Here is a 24,431-nt window from a genome sequence, read left to right on the forward strand (position 1 = left end):
CAAATTCACCTTTAAAAACTTAACTTAGGGTCTCGGAATGTATACGCACAGTCCAAAAGTAACCGAGAAGGAGTGCATTGTTTGCAGATCTCTAAACATCGCAGTCGTGTCGAACGCTTAGTTGAAAACAAAATAAGTTTTGCCGCTAATCACGTAGAACTGAGCGTCTATGACACTTACAAAAGTACCAATAGAGTCAAACTCGCCTCTAATGAAGTGTTGTTTTGTGCGATGATCACTGGCAAAAAAGTGATGCACGTAGACAGTTGCGACTATCATCAGCCCTTTTTACCTCATCAAAGCTTCGTATTGGCACCTGAACAAACCGTATTTATAGACTTTCCCGACGCCAGCTTATCCGCTCCCACCACCTGTTTAGCAATCGAGATCAGTCGAGAGAAAATTAATACCGTGAGCGAGAAGTTAGCGCTTTCGCTTCCTAGTGATTTTAATTATCAAAAGCAGCTGGTGCACACTGAGCATAACTGGCAAACCCAGCACTGCTTGGGGCGATTGCTCCATCTATTCAGTGAGAATGAGGCTGAGCGGGGGTACTTTATCGATTTGGCAATGGACGAACTAATTGCAAGACTACTACAGCAACAAAGCCGAGATCTGCTGTTAGGCGCAGTAAAACAAGCACCAGATCATAATGGTTTGTATCAAGCGGTGCATTATTTGGAGACTCATTTAGACGAGCCATTAGATGTAGAGAAACTTTGTAAACTTAGCTGCATGAGTAGAAGTCGCTTTTTCACTCAATTTAAAAAATCATTCGCGACGACGCCACAGCAGTGGCTCCAAGCACGGAGACTAACTGAAGCAAAGGCAAAACTAAAAGCAGGAATTCAGATCACCGCAATTAGTTTTGCACTCGGCTTTAAGCATCCAAGTCAATTCAGTCGAGCGTTTAAACAAGCTTTTAATATCACGCCGAAGGACTATCAACTTCAGGCACTAAAAGCCGATAAAAACGACTGGTTACTCCGTTAGTCCAGCCAAAACCCTGTTGCACCACGTATTCTCCGCCACTTGCCTGTTTATCCGGTTCAACCACATTATACTTCTCAAGCAAACAGCCGGTTTGCTCAAAACCGGTTTCAACAGCATAAAGCCATGCTTGCATAATCTTATTCGCCAGTTGATTTTGACCATATGCCCTTAAACCTGACACCGCAAACCACTGCAGTGGTGCCCAGCCATTAGGACTGTCCCACTGCTGTGAAGTAGTGACTAAGGTACTAACCAATCCACCTTGCTGCAAAAACTCTGCCTCAAGTTTTTTGCCAATATGCTCTGCCTGCTCAGGTGTAACCAGCTCAGCAAACATAGGCACAACACCCGCTAGAGATTCAACGGAGGTACGCGCATAATCATTAAGATCCACATCGAAAAACCAGCCTTTTTTATCGCACCAACAATATTTCTGTATCAGTGCACTGCGATTTGACGCTAAATTGGCATAGTACTGAGCTTGCGTTAGCTCGTTTAATTTCTCAAAACACCGTGCGATTTGCGACTCAAGCAATACTAGTAGTGCATTTAAATCCACAGGGATAATGTCTGTTGTACGAATGCTTGCTAAATCGTCAGCGTTTGCTAACCAACGGCTACTAAAGTCCCACCCCGACTCACAAGCCGCACGAATGTGCTGATAAAAGGTTTCGCTGTCCGTAACCGCTGCGGCTAATTCTATATCCTCAATAAAAGACTCTGGGCGCGGTGCTGCAAGCGGATCCCAGTAGCGATTCAGTGTGCCCCCACATGGCATGTTGACGACTCGGTACTGCGCTTTTTTATCCGTGTAACTCAAATCCTCTCCGGTCTGCCAAAACTGATGTTCTTTCAGTAATGTCTGAGTGACTCGCGACAGCCACTGCTTATCATGAGATTTTTCCTGCCACAGTAAATCAACCATTAATGCCGTTACAGGTGGCTGGGAGCGACTTTGGTAATAATCTCGATTGCCATTAGGTACATGTCCAATACGATCAATAAGACTCACAAAGTTATCTAACATTCCCGCAACGAGATCGCTTCTGTTCGCATCCAAAAGCCCGAGTGCCGTAAAGTAGCTATCCCAGTAATAAATCTCATTAAAACGTCCACCCGGTACAACATACGGATGGGGTAAAGGTAGCAAGGAGCCTTTAGCAACGGTGCTCGGCTTTCTAGATAAACGCGACCACAGCGCACTGATATACTGCTGCGCACTAGTAAAGTCTGGTAAGGCATCTAACTCTTTGTTGGCAACAAAGTCAAAATGCGCATGCACAAATCTAAGTAACGCCTCTCCCGTCGGCTTTTGCATCACATACTGGTTTTCTATCTCTGCGAGCGGAATTTTTGCGATGGCATCTGCAAAAACTTTACTGTCTGAAAACAAACTAGCGCTTTGCACCGCCTTAAAAATCTCTGTGGAATAAAAGTTTGATTGGTACTGCATGTAAAACCTCAGCTCACCTTTTGTTGACTTGGCGTGTGAGCATGATTTGATTGGTTAGACTCACTCATTGATTTAAAGAAATATAAACACACAGCAATCACCAGCATGGGAATAAGTGCCCCATAAAACGCTTGTTGACCACCAAAATGTTGAAATACTAAACCTGTGATCATTGAACCCGTGCTACCACCCAGCGCTGAAAATACAACGATTAGCCCTGTCATCGACGCGTGCTGTGTAGTGGGTAAACTACTTAGCATTACCGAATTAATCACTGGATAAATAGGCGCCATAAAAAGACCGATCAGCGGCATGAGAAAAGCCACAAGGGGTGCATCAAATAACGAAGAAATAAGCGTTTTCTCAATACCCTCAGTCATCGGTAACGTTAAAATCACTAATCCTGCCATTGCGGCAAGGCAAACATTTAACACCACATACCAATGTACTTTGGTGAGCACAACGCCGGCACCGAGTCGACCGAGTGCTAAGCAAGCAGCAAAAACACTGGTAATTTGCACGCTAATGTTCACCGGTAATGACAAGATCTCATTATTAAAAGTAGGCAGCCAAGTGCCTATACTCTGCTCTATCAATACGTATAAAAATGCGGAAATCACAAATACCAGCACAAGCGGCTTAGCCACAAGCTTTAACATCGCTATAAATGCAGAGACACTAGACTCGGTGGCTTGCGTTGGCTCTGGCTTTGCAATTGGGGAGATCCAAACAATAAATGCGGTGAAAGCGCTCAGCACCGCTAACACGAAATAGACGTTTAACCAGCCAAGAGAGTTATCGCCGCTGTCAATAAACGCCGCAAAAATCCAATAACCGCCGAGGACCCCTAACATAAACACGCCCTCAATAAAATTAAGCAGGCTTGAATGTTGGTTGCTTCCTTCAGTGACTTGGCCAACGAGCGCATAAACCGACACTTTAACCACCGCAAATGCCGCCCCCACACAAGCAAACACTAATTTCAGAATCCAAAACTCAGCGACCATAGGAGTGATACTGCAAATCAATGCTACGCCCGCGAGCACTGCGGTCAAAGCAATTTTAAATCCGACCCTGGGGATAACCGACGCAACCAGGAATGAAACGATGGCGATGGGAAGATCTTTAAATGCCTCTAAGGTAGCGGCCTGCGCTTTTGTAATGCCAAAGCTATGAATAGACTGCAAGATGACCGTCCCTACGCTATTGAGCAAAATAGCAAATAGGAAGTAACTAACGGCCATGGCAAGTATGATACGTGCTCGATTCATTGTTATTCTCGTTAAAACACTGTGATTCCTTTTTAGTCTAGACAGACTTTTTTATTTTTGCAATCGTTTGCATTTCAAATCACATCAAAACAATTTAAGCTAATGATTGTTATCGCATATTGTGCTGCTTTAACTAGATTGTCTGATCACTAATAATGACGGCACCTCTTGAGAAGCACATGTCTCACCACTTAGCTGAGAGAGCAGCTTTTCCACCAATAACTGTGCCGCCGCATTGGTGTCTTGTTTAATCGTAGATAGCGCAGGGAAGCTGATCTGTGCCATGGCAATATCGTCAAATCCGACTATTCGTACGTCATTTGGTACGCTAACGTAACGCTCTTTTAGGGCTTTTAATGCTCCAAGCGCGACCATATCACTACATGCAAAGATCCCATCAAAGGTTAATCCTTGTGCTCGCAACAAAGCGTTTATACTCGCGTAGGCAGCCTCTGAAGTAATGTCGATTTTAATCATTTGCGCTTCTACCTTGGCTTTTTCCACCGCATGGCAAAATCCGCGATAGCGCTCACCAAGTTCGGCATGACCCGGATCGCCCAAAAATAGAAGTTTAGACGCTCCCCTGGCAATTAAGTGCTCCGTTGCGTTAAGGCCACCAATAAAATTGTCACTCCCAACGATAGGATAATTTGCAGAAGTTTTAGGGTCGCCCCATACCACGATCGGCGTGCCAGCTCTTGCAGCACGCTCAATTCGTGCTTGCTCCTTGCCTTGGCCGACGACAATAACTCCATCGGCTCGACGGCCAGAAATAAAATAACCATGCCAGTCTTCCCCCGCCATATAAGAATTGGAGAGCAATAACTCGTAGCCTTTTCGGTTCACTGCACGATTAATATCGCTCACTACTTTAAGTAAAAATGGGTCGTCGACGGATTGTTTGGTTTCGGCTTCGAGATTGATAATAACGGCAATGACTTTGGTTTTTTGCATCCGTAAGCGACTAGCCGCCGCGTTAACACTAAAGTGATGCTCTTTTGCAAGCGCCTGAATGCGCTCTCGAGTTTCCTTTTTTATCAGAGGGTTATCATTGAGTGCACGGGAAGCTGTGGAGGTAGAGACGCCAGCTAGCCTTGCTAGATCCGATAGCTTTAATTGTGTTGTTCCCATCGTAAACCCCTTCTTAGCACACGTTATTACATCGCTATTCTTACAATTTTTTGGTACTTAAACCATAACTAATTGAATCTCCTACCCTAACCAAGCAGAAAAGATAAGCAATCACTGTAAATTTGTAACGCCTTACATCATTTTATGACAAATTTTTAAACAACATCATTGCAAACGTTTGCATTAAGATCTATTTTAAAAAATAGACAGTCGTTAAATACCAGTCTATGACAACAACAAGAGGGCTTTAGCCGTGATAAAAACTAACTCCTTAAGCTTGATCGCTACTGCTATAACGCTTGCGTTAAGTGCGTCAGCTCAGGCTGAACAACAACCGAACAATAACAAAGAAAAAGTAGAAACCATCATTGTCTCAGGTACACCTGGTGGCGCAGGGATCAGAAAAATTGATGCAAGCTTTGCTGTGACTAATATCGATGCCGTGCAAATTGATAAGCTCGCCCCCAAAAGTACCGCTGACTTGCTTAAAGCGGTGCCTGGGATCTGGGTTGAAAGTTCAGGAGGTGAATCCGGTGCCAACGTTTTTGTTCGCGGCTTTCCTGGCGGTGGTGATGCACCATTCTTAACGGTTAGTTTGCAAGGTAGCCCTATCTATCCCGCGCCAACGCTCTCATTTTTAGAAAACACCTCGATTTTCAGACTCGATGAAACCATCAGTATGATGGAAGGCCTGCGTGGTGGACCAAACCCCGTGGTGTCTAATGGTCAGCCGGGCTTAACAACTAACTTTCAACTTAAACGTGGCCAAGCTGACACCGAAGGGACGTTTAAATACACCACCACAGACTATGGTCTAAACCGCATTGACGGCGTGTTAAGTGGTGAGATTTCCAATGACCTTTACTACATGGTTGGCGGTTATATCAAACGCTCTTCTGGGGTCCGTGATGCGGGCTTTACCTCAGAAAAAGGTCATCAATTCACCATAAACCTAACCAAAGAGTTTGCTGACGGTGAGTTTAACCTTTATACCCGTCAAACTGATGACAGAGGCGCATGGTATCTGCCAACCCCACTTAATGTGGAGGGTGTGGATGCAGGCTTTACTCAGCTGGGAACGAATAATCGCAAGGCGATTATTTATGTCGGTGATGAAAATGCACCGATGAGCGTAGATATGGGTGATGGTCGTGGCTGGAAAGGCCATGTTTCTGGAGGTAGCTTAAAAGTAGAATTCAAAAACGGCTGGCAATTAAATGACCGCTTTAGCTTAACGCAAGGCGATGCAAATACACTAGGCCTTGTGCCTGCTGGCAGTGCGATGCGTTTAAGTGAAGTGGCGGACAATGGTGAAACCGCAACAGGTAGCGTCACGGGCGATGAATACGCGGGCGATACTATGGTACAACAATATGGTCGCTGGGTTGTATTAAAAGATATCGAAGCTTTCACCAATGACTTAGCCTTAAGCAAAACCTTTGGTGATTGGTCAAGTGCCTTTGGTATTTATACAGCAACGACCTCAGCAAAAGATTGGTGGAGCTTAGGTAATACCGCCTACCATGTGTTGGAGCAAGGTGGCGAAGCATTGAATGGTATCGCGTGTAATAGCGATGTTGCGGGTTGTGCCTTCAACTACGACATTAACAGTTCTGGTGATGCGACAACGTGGGCCATCTACACCACCCAAAGTTACCAAGCAACGGAAGCCCTTAAGTTAGATTTAGGCTTACGTAGCGAGCAACACGAGGTTGAGTATTCGGTCGACGAAGGTTTAGATGGGGCTATCACCAAAGCGGTTGACTATGATGAGCGCAAGACTTCATGGACCTTAGGTGCTGACTATAGTTTGAGCTTAGATTCAGGTGTTTTTGTGCGTATGAACAAAGGCTACAAAATGCCTTATTTCGACGACTTTAGAGACAATTATAGCACCTATGAATCGGGCGAGTCGCTGATTAAAGCAGTCACACAAGCTGAGCTTGGCTATAAATATATGGGTGAAACCGGCGACCTGTTTGTTACTTTATTTACCAACGAAGTAAAAGGCGACACGTTTGTAAGACGTCCAGGAGTACCTGCGGAAATTCTAACCAACGAAGCAACTGGTGTAGAACTTGATTACAGTTACAACCATGAGTCGGGCCTATCGGTAAACTTGAATGCCACATGGCAAGACACTGAAATTACTGAAAGCCCGACCAATGAAGGGAATAAAGCGCAGCGCCAGCCTGACTGGATGCTCCGTATTACACCGAGCTATGACTTTGAAATGTCGGGTATGTACGCCACCTTGTATGGCACCCTTTCGGCTGTAGATGACCGTTTTGGGGATAATGAAAATACTGTCGTGTTAGAGGGCTACGAAAAGCTTGATATTGGCCTTATCGTAGAGCCAACAGAGGGCGTAAAATTACAACTAGCGGTAGATAACCTTACTGACAAACAAGGGATCACCGAGGGGGATCCTCGTAACCCAGATTCGCCCAATGGCCGCTATATCATGCCAAGAAGTGTAAAGTTTAGTGTTGCGTATACGTTCTAGTTGCTGTAACTAAGCGTTTAACATAGCGCTGCCTGCTTATATCAAATGCCTGAGGCTGGTAGCGCTAAAAAGACCTAACACGTTTATTGCTGGGCAACTTCTTGCAAATGCACTTCAGAGTGCCCTCTGCTACCCTAAACCTTCGTTATTGTGCCAAGAGAAACCGCCACCAACTTTTCTTCGTCACCGCTTTTCGCATATACCTTACATTCGCATGTCGCCTGACGTTTACCCGAATACAACACGGTTGACTTTGCGATTAGCTTATCGCCAATAGCGGGTCTAACATAATTCACTTTATACTCTGAGGTAACACAGCTACCAAGCACAGATGCACCAGCAAAAGTAATACAATTATCAGCTAGATAGCTAACCACGCCACCATGTGCAAAGCCATAGTTTTGTTTAAGATCATCTCGAATAACGAGGCTTAACTCCGCAACGCCAACCTCAAACACCTCCAACTCAGCACCTAACAATAAACTAAAAGACTGCTGTGCTAGGATCTCCTTTCCTTCCTCTAACATAGTATTGCTCAACTTTCTCTCCTTAGTAATATTTACGCTCAAATAGACTCTACGTCGCGAATGGTGTCCACGTTTATAGGTAAAGAACATGATTCACTAAAACCACGATATGATTAGTTAAACACGACTAAAACAAAATTACAGCTTAAAACGGCAGACATTGCTACTAGGTTATACTTTCTAAATTGGATATAGGTCTTAACTTTATTGTCGGATACCGTCGAGAAAAAAACCTGTTTTAAGCGATTCACTCACGGTAGCATTTAACAGTGACCATTGCGATGTGCCAAGGGTGTGCTTTGTTAGTTTATGCCACTCTTCTGGATACAATCTTGCCAAGTGTTTACACAAATTCTTATACATTTTAATTTGTATGAACAGCAGTATGGTAATCAAGGTAATGGGGATAAGTTCTTCCATGTGCTAAAGACCTTTTAAAAGTGCAAAAACAGCTCTGTCTAAATATACGATTCAAAACTGGAATCGAGATATTGCCTATCACTAGACTCCCATAGGTTAACCACAATGTAAACAAGCAGTTATATCTATGCTTTTCGTTATGCTGAATGAGTTTCAATATAATTTAGGACGAGAGACTTAAAACAAAAAAAGCCGCCTAGCAAGAAACTAAGCGGCTTTTCTATATTCAAACTAGAGCTGGATTAATCTAACCAGAACTCTTTTTTGAACTTAATACCAAACTCACTGCGGTCATTGCTACGCATGACACCAACAAAGCCACTTTGCTGTAGACGACCTACATCATATACTTCGTTTAGCACGTTTTCACCGTATAGCGTTACTTCCATATCACCTTCAGCGTTGGTGTATGAGATGTTAAAGCCTAACAGTTCGCGAGAATCAATATGCTCGCTTGCACGTGTTACAGACTGACCTTGCATGTCTGAGCGGTACGAGTAGCTTGCGTTAACTGCAATCGTTGCACCATGCTCTAAGTCATGGAAGTAAGATGGTGCCACCATCACAGTCCATCGAGGTGTGAGTGCTGGCGCATCGCCTTTACCAATACCAATAACACCTTCATCAACATGGGTAATTTCTGAGTCTAGGTAACCGATTGAGCTGCGTACTGAGAAATCATCAGTAATTGCGATTGTCGTTTCAAGTTCAATACCTTGTGCTTTCGACTCACCTGCATTTTCCACGATAGTGACGAAACCACCGCCAGCAGTCGGGTCGTTGAAAGGTAACGCCAGATCAGTGTAATCCGTTACAAATGCAGCAACCATCATAGATACGTTTTCATGCACTTGGCCTTTGAAACCGATTTCGTAGTTAATCGCTTTAGTTTCATCAAACGCAGCGAATTGATCTGGGCCACCAAATGGACGTGGTGGGAAGCCGCCACTTTGGTATCCTTTTTGGACCTGCGCGTAAACATTGATGTCACGAGTTAACTGGTATGACGCGTTCACGTCCCACGTCACTTCGTCAAAGTCTGCGCTTACGTATTTACGAGCACCAAAGCTTGGGAAGAGTGCGTTTGCCTCTTTTTTGTCTTCAGAGTAACGTAAACCACCACCAATGCTGAACAGCTCAGTCACGTCAAAGCTTGCATTGATGTAAACCGCATAGGCATCAGTTTCTTGGTTGATATCAAAGTAACCGTAGCCACCAAAAGAAGCAGTCTGACCATCGTTTAATAAGCCATTTGGCGTGTTCCACGGGCTAAATACGAACGGACCAGAGCTGGTAAAACCGTCTTCGTTAAAGTAATAAAGACCCGATACAAAATCCCAAGAGTCATAAGTACCGTTTAGTTGTAGTTCAAATGAGTACTGATCTGCACCGCCCTCTTCTGGGAATTCAGATAGATTAAGTGCTACCGCATCGTCATCTAGGCCGCCGGTATACTCAGAGCTACGCTTGCTTGCGATAAATTTAACCGAGTAAACATCACTTGCTTGCCAATCAGCAGTCACTGAGCCGCCCCAACCAGAGTAGTCTGTGCTTTCAATGCCTGCAACCGTTGTTGCCAAGTCATCAGGATTGTTTGGCAGCATTGACTCATCTAGCAATGGGAAGTCACCATTGAAAGGGTCATTTGAGTCAAGTGGATCTGTTAACTCGATAGTATACGGTGATTGACCAGACTCGTTCTCAACGCCATCAAATGCAGCAGTGACAACTAAATCATTCGTTGCTTGCCATCTAATTGCTAAGCGACCACTAAACTCTTGCTCTTCGCCGATTTCTTTTTCAGGATTTGCTAAGTTGATTGCTTTACCTACACCATCACGCTCTTTATAAGAAGCACTTGCAGAAAAGCTTAGTGTGTCTGTTAACGTTTGGCTGGTATAAAGATCAGTCGCTAAACGACCGCGAGAACCTATTTTAGCTTCAACGCGTGCAACTTCTTCAGCGCCAGGTTGTTTAGTGATCACATTTACCGCACCGCCTAATGTGTTACGGCCGTACAGTGTACCTTGTGGACCACGTAGTACTTCTACGCGTTCAACATTGGGCAGTGAAAGGTTAGAACCCATCTGACGGCCAAGGTATACACCATCAACATAAACACCAACACCAGGATCTGTTGTGATCACATGGTCTTGTAGACCAATACCACGGATAAACACAGAAGCATGTGCAGCGTTACCTACACCATAACGAGTAATATTTAAGTTTGGAACGAACTTACCAATATCGTCTAGATTGCTGATATTGGCTTTATCAATATCACTAGCACCGATAGAAGTAATCGCAGTAGGCGTTTCGAACAAACTTTCAGTACGTTTACGAGCAGTCACTTCTATTTTTTCAAACACTTGTTTTTCTTGCTCTACATTAGCTTGCTCAGCCAATGCTGTACTAGGAAGGGCTACGGCTGCTAACACTGCAGCTGAAATCGCAGATAAACCAAGGCGAGGTAAAACTGTAATCATATAATCTCCAAAGGAATCACCGTGTGTGTACTAGTTGCGAGAGGTCGCAAACTAGAGAAGTAACAAGCTCAGTGTTATTACTTCTAGCCCTGTAATCCGTAAAATCTAAATAGATTTGGACACTACAAATTTTGGGCATAAAAAAAGATGCACTAGGGGCATCTCTTTCCTCTGGAGGGGTATTATAGTCACAACGGGGATAAATTGAAATAATTATTTAATAAAAATTACTTTTTGGGTTTTTGTAACCATAATAAAACCAATATTAGGAAATTAATTTTTATAAAAAAGCGTTATAGAACAAATGATTATACTGAATAGCAGGATGATATGTTACTAAAGTGAAACTTCTGCCTAGGTTTTTGCTGTGGTGCTAGGTTCATTTGAAATTTGAGGCGAGAAAATCTTGTCGATAACACTGCTACCGCCGAGGTACCTACATCCATTTAGGCAATGGCGAGGATTTTGCTATTTAGTTGTTCTAAATGAGAAATTTTTAACGCAGGTAGCGTCAGATTTGATCCTTCAAATTGAGCAAGGATCAGACTAATGGGTATTAGGCTTAGTGGCAAACGGTAGACGAAAAAAAACCAGCATAAGCTGGTTTTTTTATTTGGTGCGAATGGGGGGACTTGAACCCCCACGGCCGAAGCCACCACCCCCTCAAGATGGCGTGTCTACCAATTCCACCACATTCGCAAATTCGGTGTATTTCCTAACGATTAGTTAGGTACGTCAGAAGCTGGATTTTCTTCTGTCGCTGGCACATCATTTGTCGCTGGAACTGTTGTTGCAGCAGCTGGTGCCTCTAGATTTTCCCACTCATTAGTCTTTTTAATCTGACCCGTAGTTAGGTTACCTAGCACAATACTTAGCACAAAGAATATCGTTGCTAAGATTGTTGTTGTCTTGGTCATAAAGTTGCCTGCGCCTGATGAGCCGAAAACTGTCGCTGATGCACCTGCACCAAACGAAGAGCCCATATCTGCGCCTTTACCTTGCTGAATCAACACCATACCAATTAGTGCTAACGCCACAATTAAGTAAACAACCATTAGAATTTCGTACATTTACTTATCCTTTTGCACTTCTGCATATTGCGGCGAAACTCTCAGGTTTTAGGCTTGCGCCACCGATAAGTCCACCGTCTATATCGTCTTGTGCGAATAACAATTCACTGTTCTGTTCATTAACACTGCCACCATAAAGAAGTTGCAGTGATTGTGCAATTTGCTCATCATTTTCTGAAAGCAAATCACGTATAAATTTGTGTACCGCTTGCGCTTGCTCTGGAGATGCTGTTTTACCAGTACCAATAGCCCAAACAGGTTCGTATGCTATCACAGAGTTAGTTAGCGCTGCCACACCTAATTTGGCAATAACCGCGTTTATTTGCCTAGCAACTACTTGCTCTGTCTGCCCATTTTCTCTTTCTTCTTCAGTCTCACCAACACATAAAATTGGTGTCAAACCTTGTTCTTGAGCATGTGCAAATTTATTAGCAACATCTTCATCGCTTTCGCCATAAATAGCTCGACGCTCTGAATGACCAACTAAGGTATATGTTGCACCTAGCGATTTTGCTAGGGACGCCTGGATCTCTCCAGTGTATGCGCCTTCTTTATATTCCGAAACAGTTTGTGTTCCGACAGTAAGCCCTTTACTTGCTGCTTGCTCAATGAGCATGGCAGGAGGAAAAACAATTACATCTGCTTGAAATGTTTGATTGCTTACTGCTTCTGATATTTGGTCAACAAGGGCTTTTGAGCCATTCATTTTCCAGTTACCAGCAACAATTTGCTTTCTAGTTGTCATACGATACTCCGCAGTAGAAAGCGGGTGAGATACTAACTCTACTCACCCGAAGTTACAAGAAATAAATTTAATTTTTGGTTTAATTGCTCACAGATTCAACAACTTCAGCGATTTTTTGGGCAAAATCGATAACTTGCTTCTGTTGCTGAGCTTCAACCATGACGCGAACCACTGGCTCTGTACCAGATTTACGCAATAGCACTCTGCCCTTTCCAGCAAGCTGAGTTTCAACTTCAGCGACAACTGCTTTAACAGCGTCTTGCTCGGTTGGATCATCTTTAGTGCTATAGCGCACGTTAATCATCTTCATTGGGTACTTGCTAAAACCTTCACCCAAATCTTTTAATGTTTTATTCTGCGCAACCATGGCAGCAAGCACTTGTAAGCTTGAGACAATGCCATCACCGGTGCTGATCAGATCCAGATTTAAAACGTGACCTGAACTTTCGCCGCCGATTTTCCAGCCTTTCTCACCAAGAAGTTCCATTACATAGCGGTCACCGACTTTACTGCGCTCAAAAGCAATTCCGCGTGATTTAAGGGCGTTTTCGAGCCCCATGTTAGACATTACCGTACCGACAACACCGCCACCTAATGTGCCATCAGCATGAGCTTGGCAAGCGATAATATAGACGATGTCATCACCATCAAATACATGACCGTCGTGATCGACCATCATAACTCGGTCACCATCACCATCATAAGCAATACCAACATCCGCTTGATGTTCAAGCACGGCTTTTTTCAACGCTTCGACATGCGTTGCACCGCATTTTTCGTTGATGTTGACACCATTAGGTTCACACGCGGTTGTGATCACGTCTGCACCAAGTTCACGCATGACACTTGGCGCAATGTGATAAGTCGCGCCATTTGCGCAGTCCAGCACCACTTTCAACCCTTCAAGCGATAGCTCTTTAGGAAACTGGCCTTTACAAAATTCGATATAGCGACCATCCGCACTCTCTAGACGCTTAGCTTTGCCGAGCTTTTCAGACGCGACACACGTCATCGGTTCATCCAGCTTTGCTTCTATTGCAAGCTCCACCTCGTCAGGGAGCTTTTTACCATCGCCACCAAAAAACTTGATGCCATTGTCATGGTATGGATTATGAGATGCACTGATCACAATACCAGCTTCAGCTCTAAACGTTTGCGTCAAATAAGCAACAGCAGGTGTCGGCATAGGCCCCAATAAAATCACATTGATCCCAGCGGCAATTAACCCAGCCTCTAACGCGGTTTCAAGAAGGTAGCCAGAAATGCGGGTATCTTTGCCAATAATTACCTTTTTGGTACCACGCTCAGACAGCACTTTTCCAGCCGCCCAGCCTAGTTTCATTGCAAATTCAGGCGTAATTGGGAACTCGCCCACCATGCCCCTTACACCATCCGTACCGAAGTACTTTCTTGTTGTCATTGAGTAACTCCATTGACCGACGCTAGCCATACATTAAGCGCGTCGCTTGTTTCTTTTACGTCATGAACACGAATTATGTGCGCGCCTTTCTGCGCACATATCAATGCACCAGCTAGACTCGCAGCTACGCGCTCATGCGTTTCCCGAGTGAGTAGTTGTCCAAACATGGACTTTCTAGAGAGGCCTGTCAGAATAGGCAAATCGAAAGCATGAAACTTGTCCAATCCACCTAATATCTGAAAGTTGTGCTCTAGAGATTTACCGAAGCCAAAACCAGGATCTAAAATCAGCCGGTTGGTATCAATCCCAGCTTGCTTGCACGCACTGATCCTAGCTTCGAAAAACTGACTGATGTCTGAAAATAAGTCATCATAGTGAGGGTTATTTTGCATTGAGCGAGGTTGACCTTGCATATGCATTAAACAAATTGGTACATCACTGTACTGAGCTGCGACTTCAAGCGCGCCTGGCTCTTGCAACGCTCGAACATCATTAATGATATCAGCGCCAGCCTCTATTGCTTGTTTCATCACCTCAGCTTTACTGGTATCTACCGAAATCACACAGTTAGAGTGTGTGCGAATTGCTTTAATAATCGGTATTACGCGCTGTAATTCTTCTTCTAATTGTACGTCTGGCGCGCCGGGACGAGTGGACTCTCCACCTATGTCTAAGATGGTAGCGCCTTGTGAAAGCATTAAATTTGCTTGCTCGATTGCGCTATCAAGGTGAGTAAAATGTCCACCATCAGAAAATGAGTCGGGAGTAACATTTAAAATCCCCATTACCTGAGGCTTATCTAAACTAAGGGTGCGCCCTTTGGGTAAACGTAACTCGTACATTCTATACCTATTTTCTGTAGTCTAAGTTTGGTGATAACGAAAGGCTTATAGCAGTTGATTTAAGTTCTCGCATTTAATGTCATAAAACTTATATCAACTGATACAAAAAAGCCCCGATTGCTCGGGGCTGTCGTATTCTACCTAATCTTACGATTTGTCATCAAGCTCTGAGTTTGATGATGTGTCGTTTGACTGCTCTTCTGCTGGCTTTTCAGCTTTAGGCTCAGGTTTTATTTCTGTTACTTTCGCAGATTCTGCTTTTTTCTCTGGCTTAATGTCATGCGCATCCCTTGGTGGACGAACATCACGACGCTCCATTAGATCATCAATCTGCAATGCATCAATCGTTTCGTATTTCATCAACGCATCTTTCATCGTGTGAAGAATATCCATATTATCTTTTAGAATTTGCTCCGCACGTTTGTAGTTGCGATCGATGAAATCTTTAATTTCAGCATCAATAAGCTTAGCGGTTTCATCTGACATACCTGACATGCGGTGAGAACCACCACCCATGTACATCTCGCCTTGCTCTTCTAAGTACATCTGTGGACCAAGTTTCGGACTTAAGCCCCACTGAGTAACCATTTTCTTAGCAATATCGGTTGCGCGCTCAATATCGTTGCTCGCGCCTGTCGTTACTTTGTCATCGCCGTAAATCAGCGCTTCAGCGATACGACCACCGTATAAACTCGAAAGCATAGATTCTAGGTGTTGCTTAGAGTGACTTACACGGTCTTGCTCCGGTAAGTACATTGTTACACCTAATGCGCGACCACGTGGAATAATAGACACTTTATATACTGGATCATGCTCAGGCACTAAACGACCAACAATCGCGTGACCGGCTTCGTGATAAGCCGTCATTTCCTTCTCTTGCTCGCTCATCACCATGGACTTACGCTCAGCACCCATCATGATTTTATCTTTCGCGGCGTCAAATTCCGCCATACTTACCTTACGCTTGTTGCCACGAGCGGCAAACAGTGCAGCTTCATTCACAAGGTTAGCTAAGTCAGCACCAGAAAAGCCCGGCGTACCACGTGCAATCACAGACGCTTCAACATTATCGTCTAAAGGCACTTTACGCATGTGAACGTTTAAGATTTGTTCACGGCCACGAATATCCGGAAGACCAACGACGACTTGGCGATCGAAACGACCAGGACGTAATAATGCTGGGTCTAGTACATCAGGACGGTTAGTAGCAGCAATAACGATAATACCTTCGTTACCCTCAAAGCCATCCATTTCTACAAGCATTTGGTTAAGTGTTTGCTCACGCTCGTCGTGACCACCGCCCATACCTGCGCCACGTTTACGGCCTACCGCGTCGATTTCATCGATAAAGATGATACAAGGCGCAGCTTTCTTTGCCTGTTCAAACATGTCACGAACACGAGATGCACCAACACCAACAAACATTTCTACGAAGTCAGAACCGGAAATGGTAAAGAATGGTACTTTTGCTTCGCCAGCAACGGCTTTAGCAAGTAGGGTTTTACCCGTACCTGGAGGACCAACCATCAACACGCCTTTCGGGATGCTACCGCCCAACTTTTGGAACTTTGACGGGTCACGCAAGAAATCTACTAGCTCAGTAACATCTTCTTTCGCTTCGTCACAACCAGCAACGTCCGCAAATGTTGTCTTAACTTGGTCTTCGCTCATTAATCGAGCTTTACTTTTACCAAACGACATTGCGCCTTTGCCGCCACCGCCTTGCATTTGGCGCATGAAGAAAATCCATACCCCGATAAGCAGTAGCATTGGGAACCAAGAAATAAAGATATTCGCAAGGAAAGATTGCTCTTCCGGTGCAACACCTTTGATATTTACGTCGTTCTTAAGTAAGTCATTAACCAAATCCAAATCAGTTAATGGAATTACTGTTTGAAAACGATCTCCACTTGAACGAACGCCACTAATCACGCCGGTTTGACGATCAATACTGACTTCTCTTACAGAGCCATTGCGCACATCCTTTACAAATTGTGTGTAACTCGTTTGGCGATCATATTGTTCGCCACCGTTAAAGCTCTGGAACACAGTCATTAGCACTACTGCAATCACTAACCAGAGTATTAGATTTTTAGCCATATCGCTCAAGGAGTTAACCTCTTGTATCCAAAAAAATTCAAATTCAACTTGATGCTTTCCAACTGTACTACAGTTTGTAGCCCGTCGCCACTACATATACTTCGCGTGAACGAGGACGAGACGCTTTTGGTTTACGGATCTTTACGACCTTAAAACAATTACGTACCTCTTGTACAAATTGATCAAAGCCTTCTCCTTGGAAAACTTTAACCGCAAATGCACCGTTTGGTTTTAGCACTTGATGGCACATATCTAATGCTAGCTCGACCAGATACATACTGCCAGATTGATCGGTTGACATATTTCCGCTCATATTTGGTGCCATATCAGAAAAAACCACATCAACATTCTTACCGTTTATTCTATCCAGTAACGCATTTAATACCGCTTCTTCTCTGAAGTCCCCCTGAAGGAAATCGACACCCGCTAATGAGTCCATCGGTAAGATATCACAAGCAATAACTTGTCCGTCAATATCTACCTGCTCTGCGAGATACTGCGACCAGCTCCCCGGAGCAGCTCCTAAATCAACTACCGTCATTCCTTTACGGATCAATTTATCCTTTTGCTGGACTTCTTCCAGCTTAAAAACCGCTCGTGAACGATAGCCACGTTTTTGGGCTTCATGCACATACGGGTCTTCTACGTGTTCTTTTAACCAACGTTTCGAACTGGCGGAATGTTTTTTATTTGCCATATTAACTACAACTCATTAGTAATATTGTCTAGATGGCGTTAGAATATCGATAATTCAAGCCTTTTAATAAATAAGATTGTATCAATATGACCTTATCAAATAAACAAAAGCAGTTCCTAAAAGGGCTAGCTCATTCTTTAAACCCAGTTGTTCTTCTAGGCGCAAACGGCCTAACCGAAGGCGTCATGGCTGAAATTGAGCAAAACCTGAACATTCACGAACTTATCAAGGTAAAAGTACCAACCAATGATCGTGAAACTAAGAAACTGATTTTTGAAGCAATTGTTCGTGAAACAAATGCACATAAAGTACAAACCATTGGCCATATCATTGTGTTGTACCGCCAAAGCGAAGACAAAAAGATCCAGTTACCTCGTAACTAATCTTTGTTGTCTGCGACGTTTTCACCTGAAGACGTCGCAATCTCTTGTAATAAACTCGCTTCTTCTGCTTTTACTTTCTTAATTTCCTGCTCACTCACCTGAGGCAGTAATTTCTTCTCAAGCGCCAATGCGTCAACAATAAAGTCGTTCGTAAGCTGATTAATAATGCCACTCTCTGCATTTAACAGTAGACTAAACCCAATTCCAAGCTCTGGAATAATCACCACATCGGTACGATAACCTTGCACCCAGCCGCTATGGTAATAGAGCAGTTTGCCATCATAGCGATAAATTCGCCATCCAAGTCCATAGTAAGCTTCTTCTACGTGGCCACGCCAAACGCGCCTGCGCAGCTCACGTTTCGTCAACGTATACGGCACTGATTGCTTACTCAGAGCATCTGGTGATAAAACACTTGGATACATACCTAATTGTGCTTTTAACCACTGCGCCATATCAGCAGCACTAGCGTTTACACCAGCTGCGGGGAGTACTTTATAATAATGCGGCTTTAATTTAGCGGTATGCCAACGCTTTCGCCCTCTGACATGCGGCCACGCAAAATTATCATTTTTTGTCATTTGCTCGTAGCCTAGACCGGCGTCATGCATATTAAGTGGCGCGAAAACAAACTCTTCCATCCAAGTTTTGTAACTAATGTTCGTCGCCTGCTCGATAACATCTCCAATCAAGCTAAACATGACATTTTGATAACCATAACACTCCCCGGGCTGACATAACGCTTTGACTTGCAGTAAGCGCTCAACAATTTGTGGGTAGTCCATGCGAGACTCGATTAAATTATCGTAGGCATTAGGCACTAAGCCACTCGAGTGACTTAACAAATGATAGAGCTTAAGTTGGCTATAATCACCTTGGGCGACTTGCGGCAAATAGCTACCCACTCTATCGTCAATATTAAAATACCCTTCGCTCGCCAATTTAGCAGTTAGACTTCCTGCAAACGTTTTTGAAACCGATGCCAAGCGAAAGCGAGTTTGTTCGTTGACCACACTTCCTTGTCGACTTTTTGTCTTGCCAAAACCTTCTGCGTAGCTGCCGTGCTCGACATGCACGACGGATAAAGCAGCACCGGGCACCGATTTTTCTTTTAGTTTGCGCTCGACTTGCTTAGAATAGCTCTTTAAAAATTGTGACCATTGCTGGTTTGGGGTTTTTGCAATCGTTATTTTTGGATAACTAATGCAAAAAAAACAAACTAATGTGAGAATTAGCGACTTCATAATGACTCATTTCATTAACACTCGCCCGCCATACTAACATGATGAATTGGCGGAACTCACTAAATATAAGAAAATAACTGTTTAATTGAGGTATTTTAATGCGTTTAGTGCTAGCAGCTCTATGTACAAGTCTACTTTTTGGATGTGTCACCACAGCGCCATTAGCGCCAAAGTTAGATGTACCTAAGAAGCCACTACTAAAAAAGTCTGTTTATCAAATCAGCTATAGTACCGAACTTAATTCCGCACGAATTAAATCAGTGCAATTGCCCGCTCATCCACTTACTCAAGGTGACACAGTCTACATCAATGCCGATAAGGTAAGCTTGACTGATACACTGAGAAAGCAGATTGTTGCTTTACTTGAGAAAAAAGGTCTGAAAGTTGTTGCAGCTAAGAACGCAAACTACACGCTAACGATTCATCAACTTGATTTGGAGTTTGCAGCTAATAAAACGTACGCACTGGATAGGCCAAGAAATCCACATCCACATATTGCTGAACTTGCTCAAAATTCGCCAGCATTTCAATGTACTAATATTGTGGCTTCTGTCAGTATGCGTTTAGCACATCAAGCGTCATCCGATGTTGTCTGGTTTGCCAAGTCATCGGTAGATAGCGCGGGCTTCCAAGGTATCCCTTTACAATTCACCTTTACTGAAGTGGAAAAAATAGAAAACGAACACGATGTACTGTCGTTTATCGTCGCACAAAATACCGACGAGGCACGCCGTCAACGTGGCGAGAAGCCCGTTGATATTCCTCCTTACAAGGTAACTAAAACGGTTTCACCGCTTGAAAAAACCGCTGGTGCATGTACCCAAACGGAAGTATCAGCGTTAACAGCGGATATGCAAAAACACTTGGCCGAGAGTTTAATTGAAAAGCTAAACGTTAAGTAACATAAGTACTCGCCAGTTTGATAGAGGTCAACTGCAGGCTGGCGCTACACTTATTTACAGACAATAACGCTTTTAGGATTATACTCGACGCAGAAAAATAAAAAGTTCGGAGTAAAGACATGGAGCAATACGGCACAATCTTATTGGTTGAAGATGATACTTCATTGGCGCAATGGGTCGCCGAATATCTTGATAACCAAGGCTATAAAACACATTGCTGTTATCGCGGTGATGAAGTTATTGAACGTGTTAAGTCACTAGACCCCGACCTTGTTTTACTTGATCTTATGCTCCCTGGTAAGGACGGTATCAGTGTATGCCGCGACTTACGTCAGTTTTATAACAAGCCTGTTATTATGCTCACTGCCAAAGATGAAGAAATGGATGAAGTCATCGGTTTGGAAGTCGGTGCTAGCGATTACGTTATCAAGCCTGTTCGTCCTCGTGCCTTACTCGCTCGGATCAAAGCAAATGTGCGCGCTGCACAGGAAAAACCGCAAGATCATCACGCAGCCAATCACGAACTCGTAGTTGGACAGCTATGTATCGACACTCAAGCTCGCAAAGTCAGTGTTGCTGGCCAAGAAGTCATCGTTTCTAGTGCTGAATATCTACTACTGCAATTTTTAGCCAGTCACGCTGGTGAAGTTGTCTCTCGCGATGCGGTATTTAAAGCGACAAAAGGGAGAGAGTATGACGGCCTCGACAGAAGCGTTGATGTACTCATTTCTGCCTTGCGTAAAAAGTTTAATGATGATCCTCAAAACCCAGAAAAAATTAAAACGGTGTGGGGTAAAGGATATCTACTCGTACCATCAGCTTGGTAATGAAGGTCGCAAGCTAATATCGTGAAGAAACTCTACATCTACTTACTCGCTGGTGCATTGATTTCGATCTTTGCACTGGGTTGGGTGATCGACACCTACAATCAGCAAACCGCTCCCTTAGAAGATAGTTTTGAGTGGCAAAGCAAGCTGATCACCGGCCTTGCGAAGCAAGTTGCAAATATAGAGCAGGAAAAGCGCGAAAATGCAACGGCGTTAATTGCCCAACAATTCGACATCAACATTCGTTATAAAGATGGCGATACTTTAGCCATGCCGCTCGAATTAAAGCAACAGATGTTACTACCTGATGGGTTAGTGATAGAGAATGAGAATGTATATCTGCTAAAAACAACCCCTGAAATGGCGCCTGATTACGTTGAACTTGAATGGGAGCCTCAGGTTGAACAGGCAGATTACGACGTATTGCTGACGTTATTTTTCTACGGTGGCATTTGCGCAATATTATGGTTTATTCTCTCTCCGTTAGTTAAACGCTTGATCGTTCTCAACACTGCAGCAAAGCACTTTGCCAGCGGTAATCTAAGCGCGCGCATCGCCCCCAATCATTTCACTTACATCCGTGACTTAGAAAATACCTTTAATCGAATGGCAAGCCAAATAGAGAAGTTAATGGCTGAGAATAAGCTAATGGCCTCCAGTCTTTCTCATGACATTCGAACACCTGTTGCGTGTTTAAGGTTTGGCCTTGATGCAGCTTTAGATGAAAGTGACATCGATGCTATTCACGACTATTTAACGCGCATGGAAAAAGATCTAGATCAAATGGAAGATATGCTCTCGAGCTATCTATCTTTTGCGACGCTTGAACAAAAGTCTCATTTACTCAAGCACGAAGTAACAACCCTATCTCGCTATGGTCAAGACCTGATGCAGCAAATGCAACCAAAGCTGCAAAAGAACCAGCTGTCTGGCCGCGTAGAAATTCCTGAACACTTAATGATCCATGGTGACTTACATTGGCTTGCAAGAGCGATAAGTAATTTGATCAGCAATGCCTGTGATTTTGCCACTGCCAGTGTGTTATTAAGTGCACACCGCACCGAGCATTGGCTCATTATTACCGTTGAAGACGATGGCCCTGGGATCGCGAGACAAAATTGGGATAAAGTCTTTAGTCCTTTCTTTCAAGAGCAAACTCACCGTAACCGTGCAGGTAAAAGCTACGGCTTAGGCCTTGCAATCGTTGCAAAAGTCATGGATTGGCATCATGGTACAGCCACCGTTAGCCAGTCAGAACGATTAGGTGGCGCAAAATTTGTGCTTTCGCTACCCTGTAAAGAAAAATAATTATTGTAAATAAGTCGCTACACGTCGACTTATCTCATATAGAAATAATCGTGAAAACATTAGCTTATAAGCTAAGCTTTGCTTTTTGAGTGCAACAACTTAATTACGGCTAAATATCAGGCTAAAACTTGCGCTAAATCAAGATAATTTACTCTTTTTATTTCTTTTTAATTACAGTAGATTGTCAGCGCCGTTAGAAATTTTTAGAGAAGTATAATAATTATGAGCAATGTCCGAGGAGAGTTCAGCTCTCGCTTTGGTTTTATTATGGCCGCCGCAGGGTCGGCGGTAGGTTTGGGAAACATTTGGGGATTTCCAACACAAACGGCATCCAATGGTGGTGCTGCGTTTGTTTTAGTTTATCTGGTTTTGGCTTTTTGTCTTGCTTATCCAGCACTAATGGCAGAACTCGTCATTGGTCGTCACGGCCAAGCAAATGCCGTATCTTCACTGCGTAAACTAACAAATACAGCATGGCAAAGTAAACTTGCTTTTGTTGTCGGATTCGGCGGCATAATTTGTGCGGGTCTTATTTTAAGTTTCTATGCAATCGTGGCTGGGTGGATGTTTAGCGCAACACTTGAACCCATCGCAGAAGTTGCATCAATGACTCAAACGCAATCTTGGCTTGCTGATTCGTCTATGTCGCGCAACATCGTCTTTACAGCCGCCTTTATTGCACTCACCGTGCTTATAATTAGTAAAGGCGTAGAAAACGGGATTGAAAAGTGGTCAAAGCGTTTGATGCCTGCACTTATCGGTATTTTATTCTCGTTAATTGCGTATGTATTAACCCAAGAAGGTGCCGTTGAAGGTCTTAAGGTGTATCTTGTTCCTGACTTTTCTTCTGTGCTTAATCCGCAGTTACTCGTTGATGCCCTAGGACAAGCATTTTTCTCGCTTTCGCTTGGTACCAGCGTGATGATCATTTACGGCTCATACATTAGTAAAAAAGAGAATCTAGTTTCACTTGGTGCAATGGTTACCTTAATCGACGTCTTTATCGCATTCGTTGCCGGCTTACTTATCATTCCCGCCATGTATGTCGCGCAAGCGCAAGGCGTAGAGATTTTTGCAGCTGACGGCTCACTGCTTAATGAAGACACCTTAGTGTTTCAAGTATTGCCAGCATTGTTTGATAGCATGGGGAGTATTGGCCTTTTGGTAAGCTTCGCTTTCTTTGCTTTGATGAGTATTGCCGCACTCACCTCGTCTATTTCGATGCTAGAAGCGCCCGTATCCTATGCCGTTGAACGTTTTGCATTGGGCAGAGTACAGGCCACCTGGATCATCGGTACCCTGGTAACAGCCGTAAGCTTCACCATTTTGGTAAACATCGAAACCTTGTTCGGCTTTACTGTTAGCCTAACAACTAAGTTTGGCCAGCCACTACTTGGCATGCTGTGCTGTGTATTTGTCGGTTGGATTTGGCACAGAGCAAAACTGCTTAAAGAAATTGAATCAGGATGCCCGGAAGTTGGCAGTAGTTTTTTCTGGAAAGTATGGCCTTGGTACATCCGCTTCGTTTGTCCAATCGCTATTGCTGCGGTATTTTTAAATTCACTATAATTTCGCTCATAAAAAGAGGCTATTCGTAGCCTCTTTTACTTTTTAACAAATAGCATATCCTGATGCGGGATCCCATCTTCTAGATAACCTTCACCTTGCTTCACAAAGCCGAGCCCAGTATAAAACTTGTCTAAATAACACTGCGCAGAAATAACTAAAGCCTCATGGGTAATATCCGTTTCACAACAAGCAATCGCACGATGCATAAGGTCATGTGCAACGCCCTGTCCTCGCAGCGTTGATGAAACAATAACACGGCCAATGGATGCAGTAGTTACGGATTTTCTATAACAACGTGCATAGGCTAAAATTTGTTCATCTTTTACCAAAAATAGATGTCGAGTGTCAGGCGCCCTATCGGTATCATCAATTTCTGGATAGGGACATGCTTGTTCCACAACGAATACATCAACCCTTAGCTTTAAAATCTCAAAAAGCTCATCTTTAGTGAGCGCATCATAACTTCTAATTTGCCAATTCATTTTCTTCTCTCATTTATGCTTGGAACAAAAACGCCCAGACAAAGCTGGGCGTTTT

20 protein-coding genes and 1 tRNA gene are annotated in these 24,431 nt (G+C 43.7%); 7 read left to right on the forward strand and 14 right to left on the reverse strand.

Features of this window, described 5'->3' with window-relative positions:
- Nucleotides 1-81: 81 nt before the first annotated feature.
- The gene (locus tag GSF04_RS15730) at nucleotides 82-993 is read left to right on the forward strand and encodes an AraC family transcriptional regulator (protein ID WP_211857807.1); all 912 of its coding nucleotides are present in this window, start codon (nucleotides 82-84) and stop codon (nucleotides 991-993) included.
- Here GSF04_RS15730 and GSF04_RS15735 read toward each other — a convergent pair.
- From GSF04_RS15735 to GSF04_RS15745, 3 genes are all read right to left on the reverse strand, one after another.
- On the reverse strand, nucleotides 929-2,446 hold the full coding sequence (locus GSF04_RS15735; protein WP_211857808.1) for a trehalase family glycosidase: 1,518 nt from the start codon (nucleotides 2,444-2,446) through the stop codon (nucleotides 929-931). The two genes, GSF04_RS15730 and GSF04_RS15735, sit on opposite strands and share 65 nt — an antisense overlap.
- A gap of 8 nt (nucleotides 2,447-2,454) precedes the next feature.
- Complete coding sequence (locus GSF04_RS15740; protein ID WP_211857809.1) at nucleotides 2,455-3,717, reverse strand: MFS transporter; 1,263 nt, start codon at nucleotides 3,715-3,717, stop codon at nucleotides 2,455-2,457.
- A 129-nt stretch (nucleotides 3,718-3,846) separates the two neighbouring features.
- Nucleotides 3,847-4,848, reverse strand: coding sequence for a substrate-binding domain-containing protein (locus GSF04_RS15745; RefSeq protein WP_017215948.1), 1,002 nt, complete (start codon nucleotides 4,846-4,848; stop codon nucleotides 3,847-3,849).
- A gap of 253 nt (nucleotides 4,849-5,101) precedes the next feature.
- On the opposite strand from GSF04_RS15745, the gene GSF04_RS15750 reads away from it, so the two are divergent.
- Nucleotides 5,102-7,354: a TonB-dependent receptor gene (locus tag GSF04_RS15750; protein ID WP_211857810.1), complete on the forward strand. Its 2,253-nt coding sequence runs from the start codon at nucleotides 5,102-5,104 to the stop codon at nucleotides 7,352-7,354.
- Between the two features lie 134 nt (nucleotides 7,355-7,488).
- Here GSF04_RS15750 and GSF04_RS15755 read toward each other — a convergent pair whose 3' ends face one another.
- From GSF04_RS15755 to rlmE, 9 genes are all read right to left on the reverse strand, one after another.
- Nucleotides 7,489-7,893, reverse strand: a complete 405-nt coding sequence (locus GSF04_RS15755) for a PaaI family thioesterase (protein WP_249122396.1) — start codon at nucleotides 7,891-7,893, stop codon at nucleotides 7,489-7,491.
- Nucleotides 7,894-8,543: 650 nt separating this feature from the next.
- On the reverse strand, nucleotides 8,544-10,787 hold the full coding sequence (locus tag GSF04_RS15760) for a TonB-dependent receptor (protein ID WP_211857812.1): 2,244 nt from the start codon (nucleotides 10,785-10,787) through the stop codon (nucleotides 8,544-8,546).
- 614 nt (nucleotides 10,788-11,401) lie between these two features.
- A tRNA-Leu gene (locus tag GSF04_RS15765) sits at nucleotides 11,402-11,486 on the reverse strand.
- A 23-nt stretch (nucleotides 11,487-11,509) separates the two neighbouring features.
- Nucleotides 11,510-11,857, reverse strand: a complete 348-nt coding sequence (gene secG / locus GSF04_RS15770; RefSeq protein WP_010373860.1) for a preprotein translocase subunit SecG — start codon at nucleotides 11,855-11,857, stop codon at nucleotides 11,510-11,512.
- A gap of 4 nt (nucleotides 11,858-11,861) precedes the next feature.
- A complete protein-coding gene (tpiA, locus tag GSF04_RS15775; protein WP_039497380.1) occupies nucleotides 11,862-12,602 on the reverse strand; it encodes a triose-phosphate isomerase in 741 nt (246 codons plus the stop codon).
- A 79-nt stretch (nucleotides 12,603-12,681) separates the two neighbouring features.
- A complete protein-coding gene (glmM, locus tag GSF04_RS15780; RefSeq protein ID WP_010373858.1) occupies nucleotides 12,682-14,022 on the reverse strand; it encodes a phosphoglucosamine mutase in 1,341 nt (446 codons plus the stop codon).
- Complete coding sequence (gene folP / locus GSF04_RS15785) at nucleotides 14,019-14,864, reverse strand: dihydropteroate synthase (RefSeq protein ID WP_039497378.1); 846 nt, start codon at nucleotides 14,862-14,864, stop codon at nucleotides 14,019-14,021. The genes glmM and folP overlap by 4 nt, the downstream gene beginning before the upstream one ends.
- 147 nt (nucleotides 14,865-15,011) lie before the next feature.
- The gene (gene ftsH / locus GSF04_RS15790) at nucleotides 15,012-16,964 is read right to left on the reverse strand and encodes an ATP-dependent zinc metalloprotease FtsH (RefSeq protein WP_010373856.1); all 1,953 of its coding nucleotides are present in this window, start codon (nucleotides 16,962-16,964) and stop codon (nucleotides 15,012-15,014) included.
- Between the two features lie 67 nt (nucleotides 16,965-17,031).
- Nucleotides 17,032-17,661: a 23S rRNA (uridine(2552)-2'-O)-methyltransferase RlmE gene (gene rlmE, locus GSF04_RS15795; protein WP_017215956.1), complete on the reverse strand. Its 630-nt coding sequence runs from the start codon at nucleotides 17,659-17,661 to the stop codon at nucleotides 17,032-17,034.
- Nucleotides 17,662-17,747: 86 nt separating this feature from the next.
- Here rlmE and yhbY point away from each other — a divergent pair, with 86 nt between their 5' ends.
- Entirely contained in the window at nucleotides 17,748-18,044 is a 297-nt protein-coding gene (yhbY, locus tag GSF04_RS15800; protein ID WP_010373854.1) for a ribosome assembly RNA-binding protein YhbY, read from the forward strand.
- Here yhbY and GSF04_RS15805 read toward each other — a convergent pair.
- Nucleotides 18,041-19,288: a serine hydrolase domain-containing protein gene (locus GSF04_RS15805; RefSeq protein ID WP_211857814.1), complete on the reverse strand. Its 1,248-nt coding sequence runs from the start codon at nucleotides 19,286-19,288 to the stop codon at nucleotides 18,041-18,043. The genes yhbY and GSF04_RS15805 overlap by 4 nt on opposite strands.
- Before the next feature lie 98 nt (nucleotides 19,289-19,386).
- Between GSF04_RS15805 and GSF04_RS15810 the strand changes: the two genes are divergently transcribed.
- The 4 genes from GSF04_RS15810 to GSF04_RS15825 all read left to right on the forward strand — a co-directional run bounded on the left by GSF04_RS15810 (nucleotide 19,387) and on the right by GSF04_RS15825 (nucleotide 23,894).
- Nucleotides 19,387-20,190: a hypothetical protein gene (locus GSF04_RS15810; RefSeq protein ID WP_211857815.1), complete on the forward strand. Its 804-nt coding sequence runs from the start codon at nucleotides 19,387-19,389 to the stop codon at nucleotides 20,188-20,190.
- Nucleotides 20,191-20,309: 119 nt separating this feature from the next.
- Nucleotides 20,310-21,017, forward strand: coding sequence for a response regulator (locus GSF04_RS15815; RefSeq protein WP_039497374.1), 708 nt, complete (start codon nucleotides 20,310-20,312; stop codon nucleotides 21,015-21,017).
- Nucleotides 21,018-21,038: 21 nt separating this feature from the next.
- Entirely contained in the window at nucleotides 21,039-22,325 is a 1,287-nt protein-coding gene (locus tag GSF04_RS15820; protein WP_211857816.1) for a HAMP domain-containing sensor histidine kinase, read from the forward strand.
- A gap of 222 nt (nucleotides 22,326-22,547) precedes the next feature.
- Nucleotides 22,548-23,894, forward strand: a complete 1,347-nt coding sequence (locus GSF04_RS15825) for a sodium-dependent transporter (RefSeq protein WP_045987612.1) — start codon at nucleotides 22,548-22,550, stop codon at nucleotides 23,892-23,894.
- A 35-nt stretch (nucleotides 23,895-23,929) separates the two neighbouring features.
- On the opposite strand, the gene GSF04_RS15830 is transcribed toward GSF04_RS15825, so the two are convergent.
- The gene (locus tag GSF04_RS15830; RefSeq protein WP_211857817.1) at nucleotides 23,930-24,376 is read right to left on the reverse strand and encodes a GNAT family N-acetyltransferase; all 447 of its coding nucleotides are present in this window, start codon (nucleotides 24,374-24,376) and stop codon (nucleotides 23,930-23,932) included.
- Nucleotides 24,377-24,431 lie beyond the last annotated feature (55 nt).

It is taken from the genome of Pseudoalteromonas sp. A22, from assembly GCF_018141345.1.
In the GTDB taxonomy this organism is placed as follows: Bacteria; Pseudomonadota; Gammaproteobacteria; order Enterobacterales; family Alteromonadaceae; genus Pseudoalteromonas; species Pseudoalteromonas maricaloris.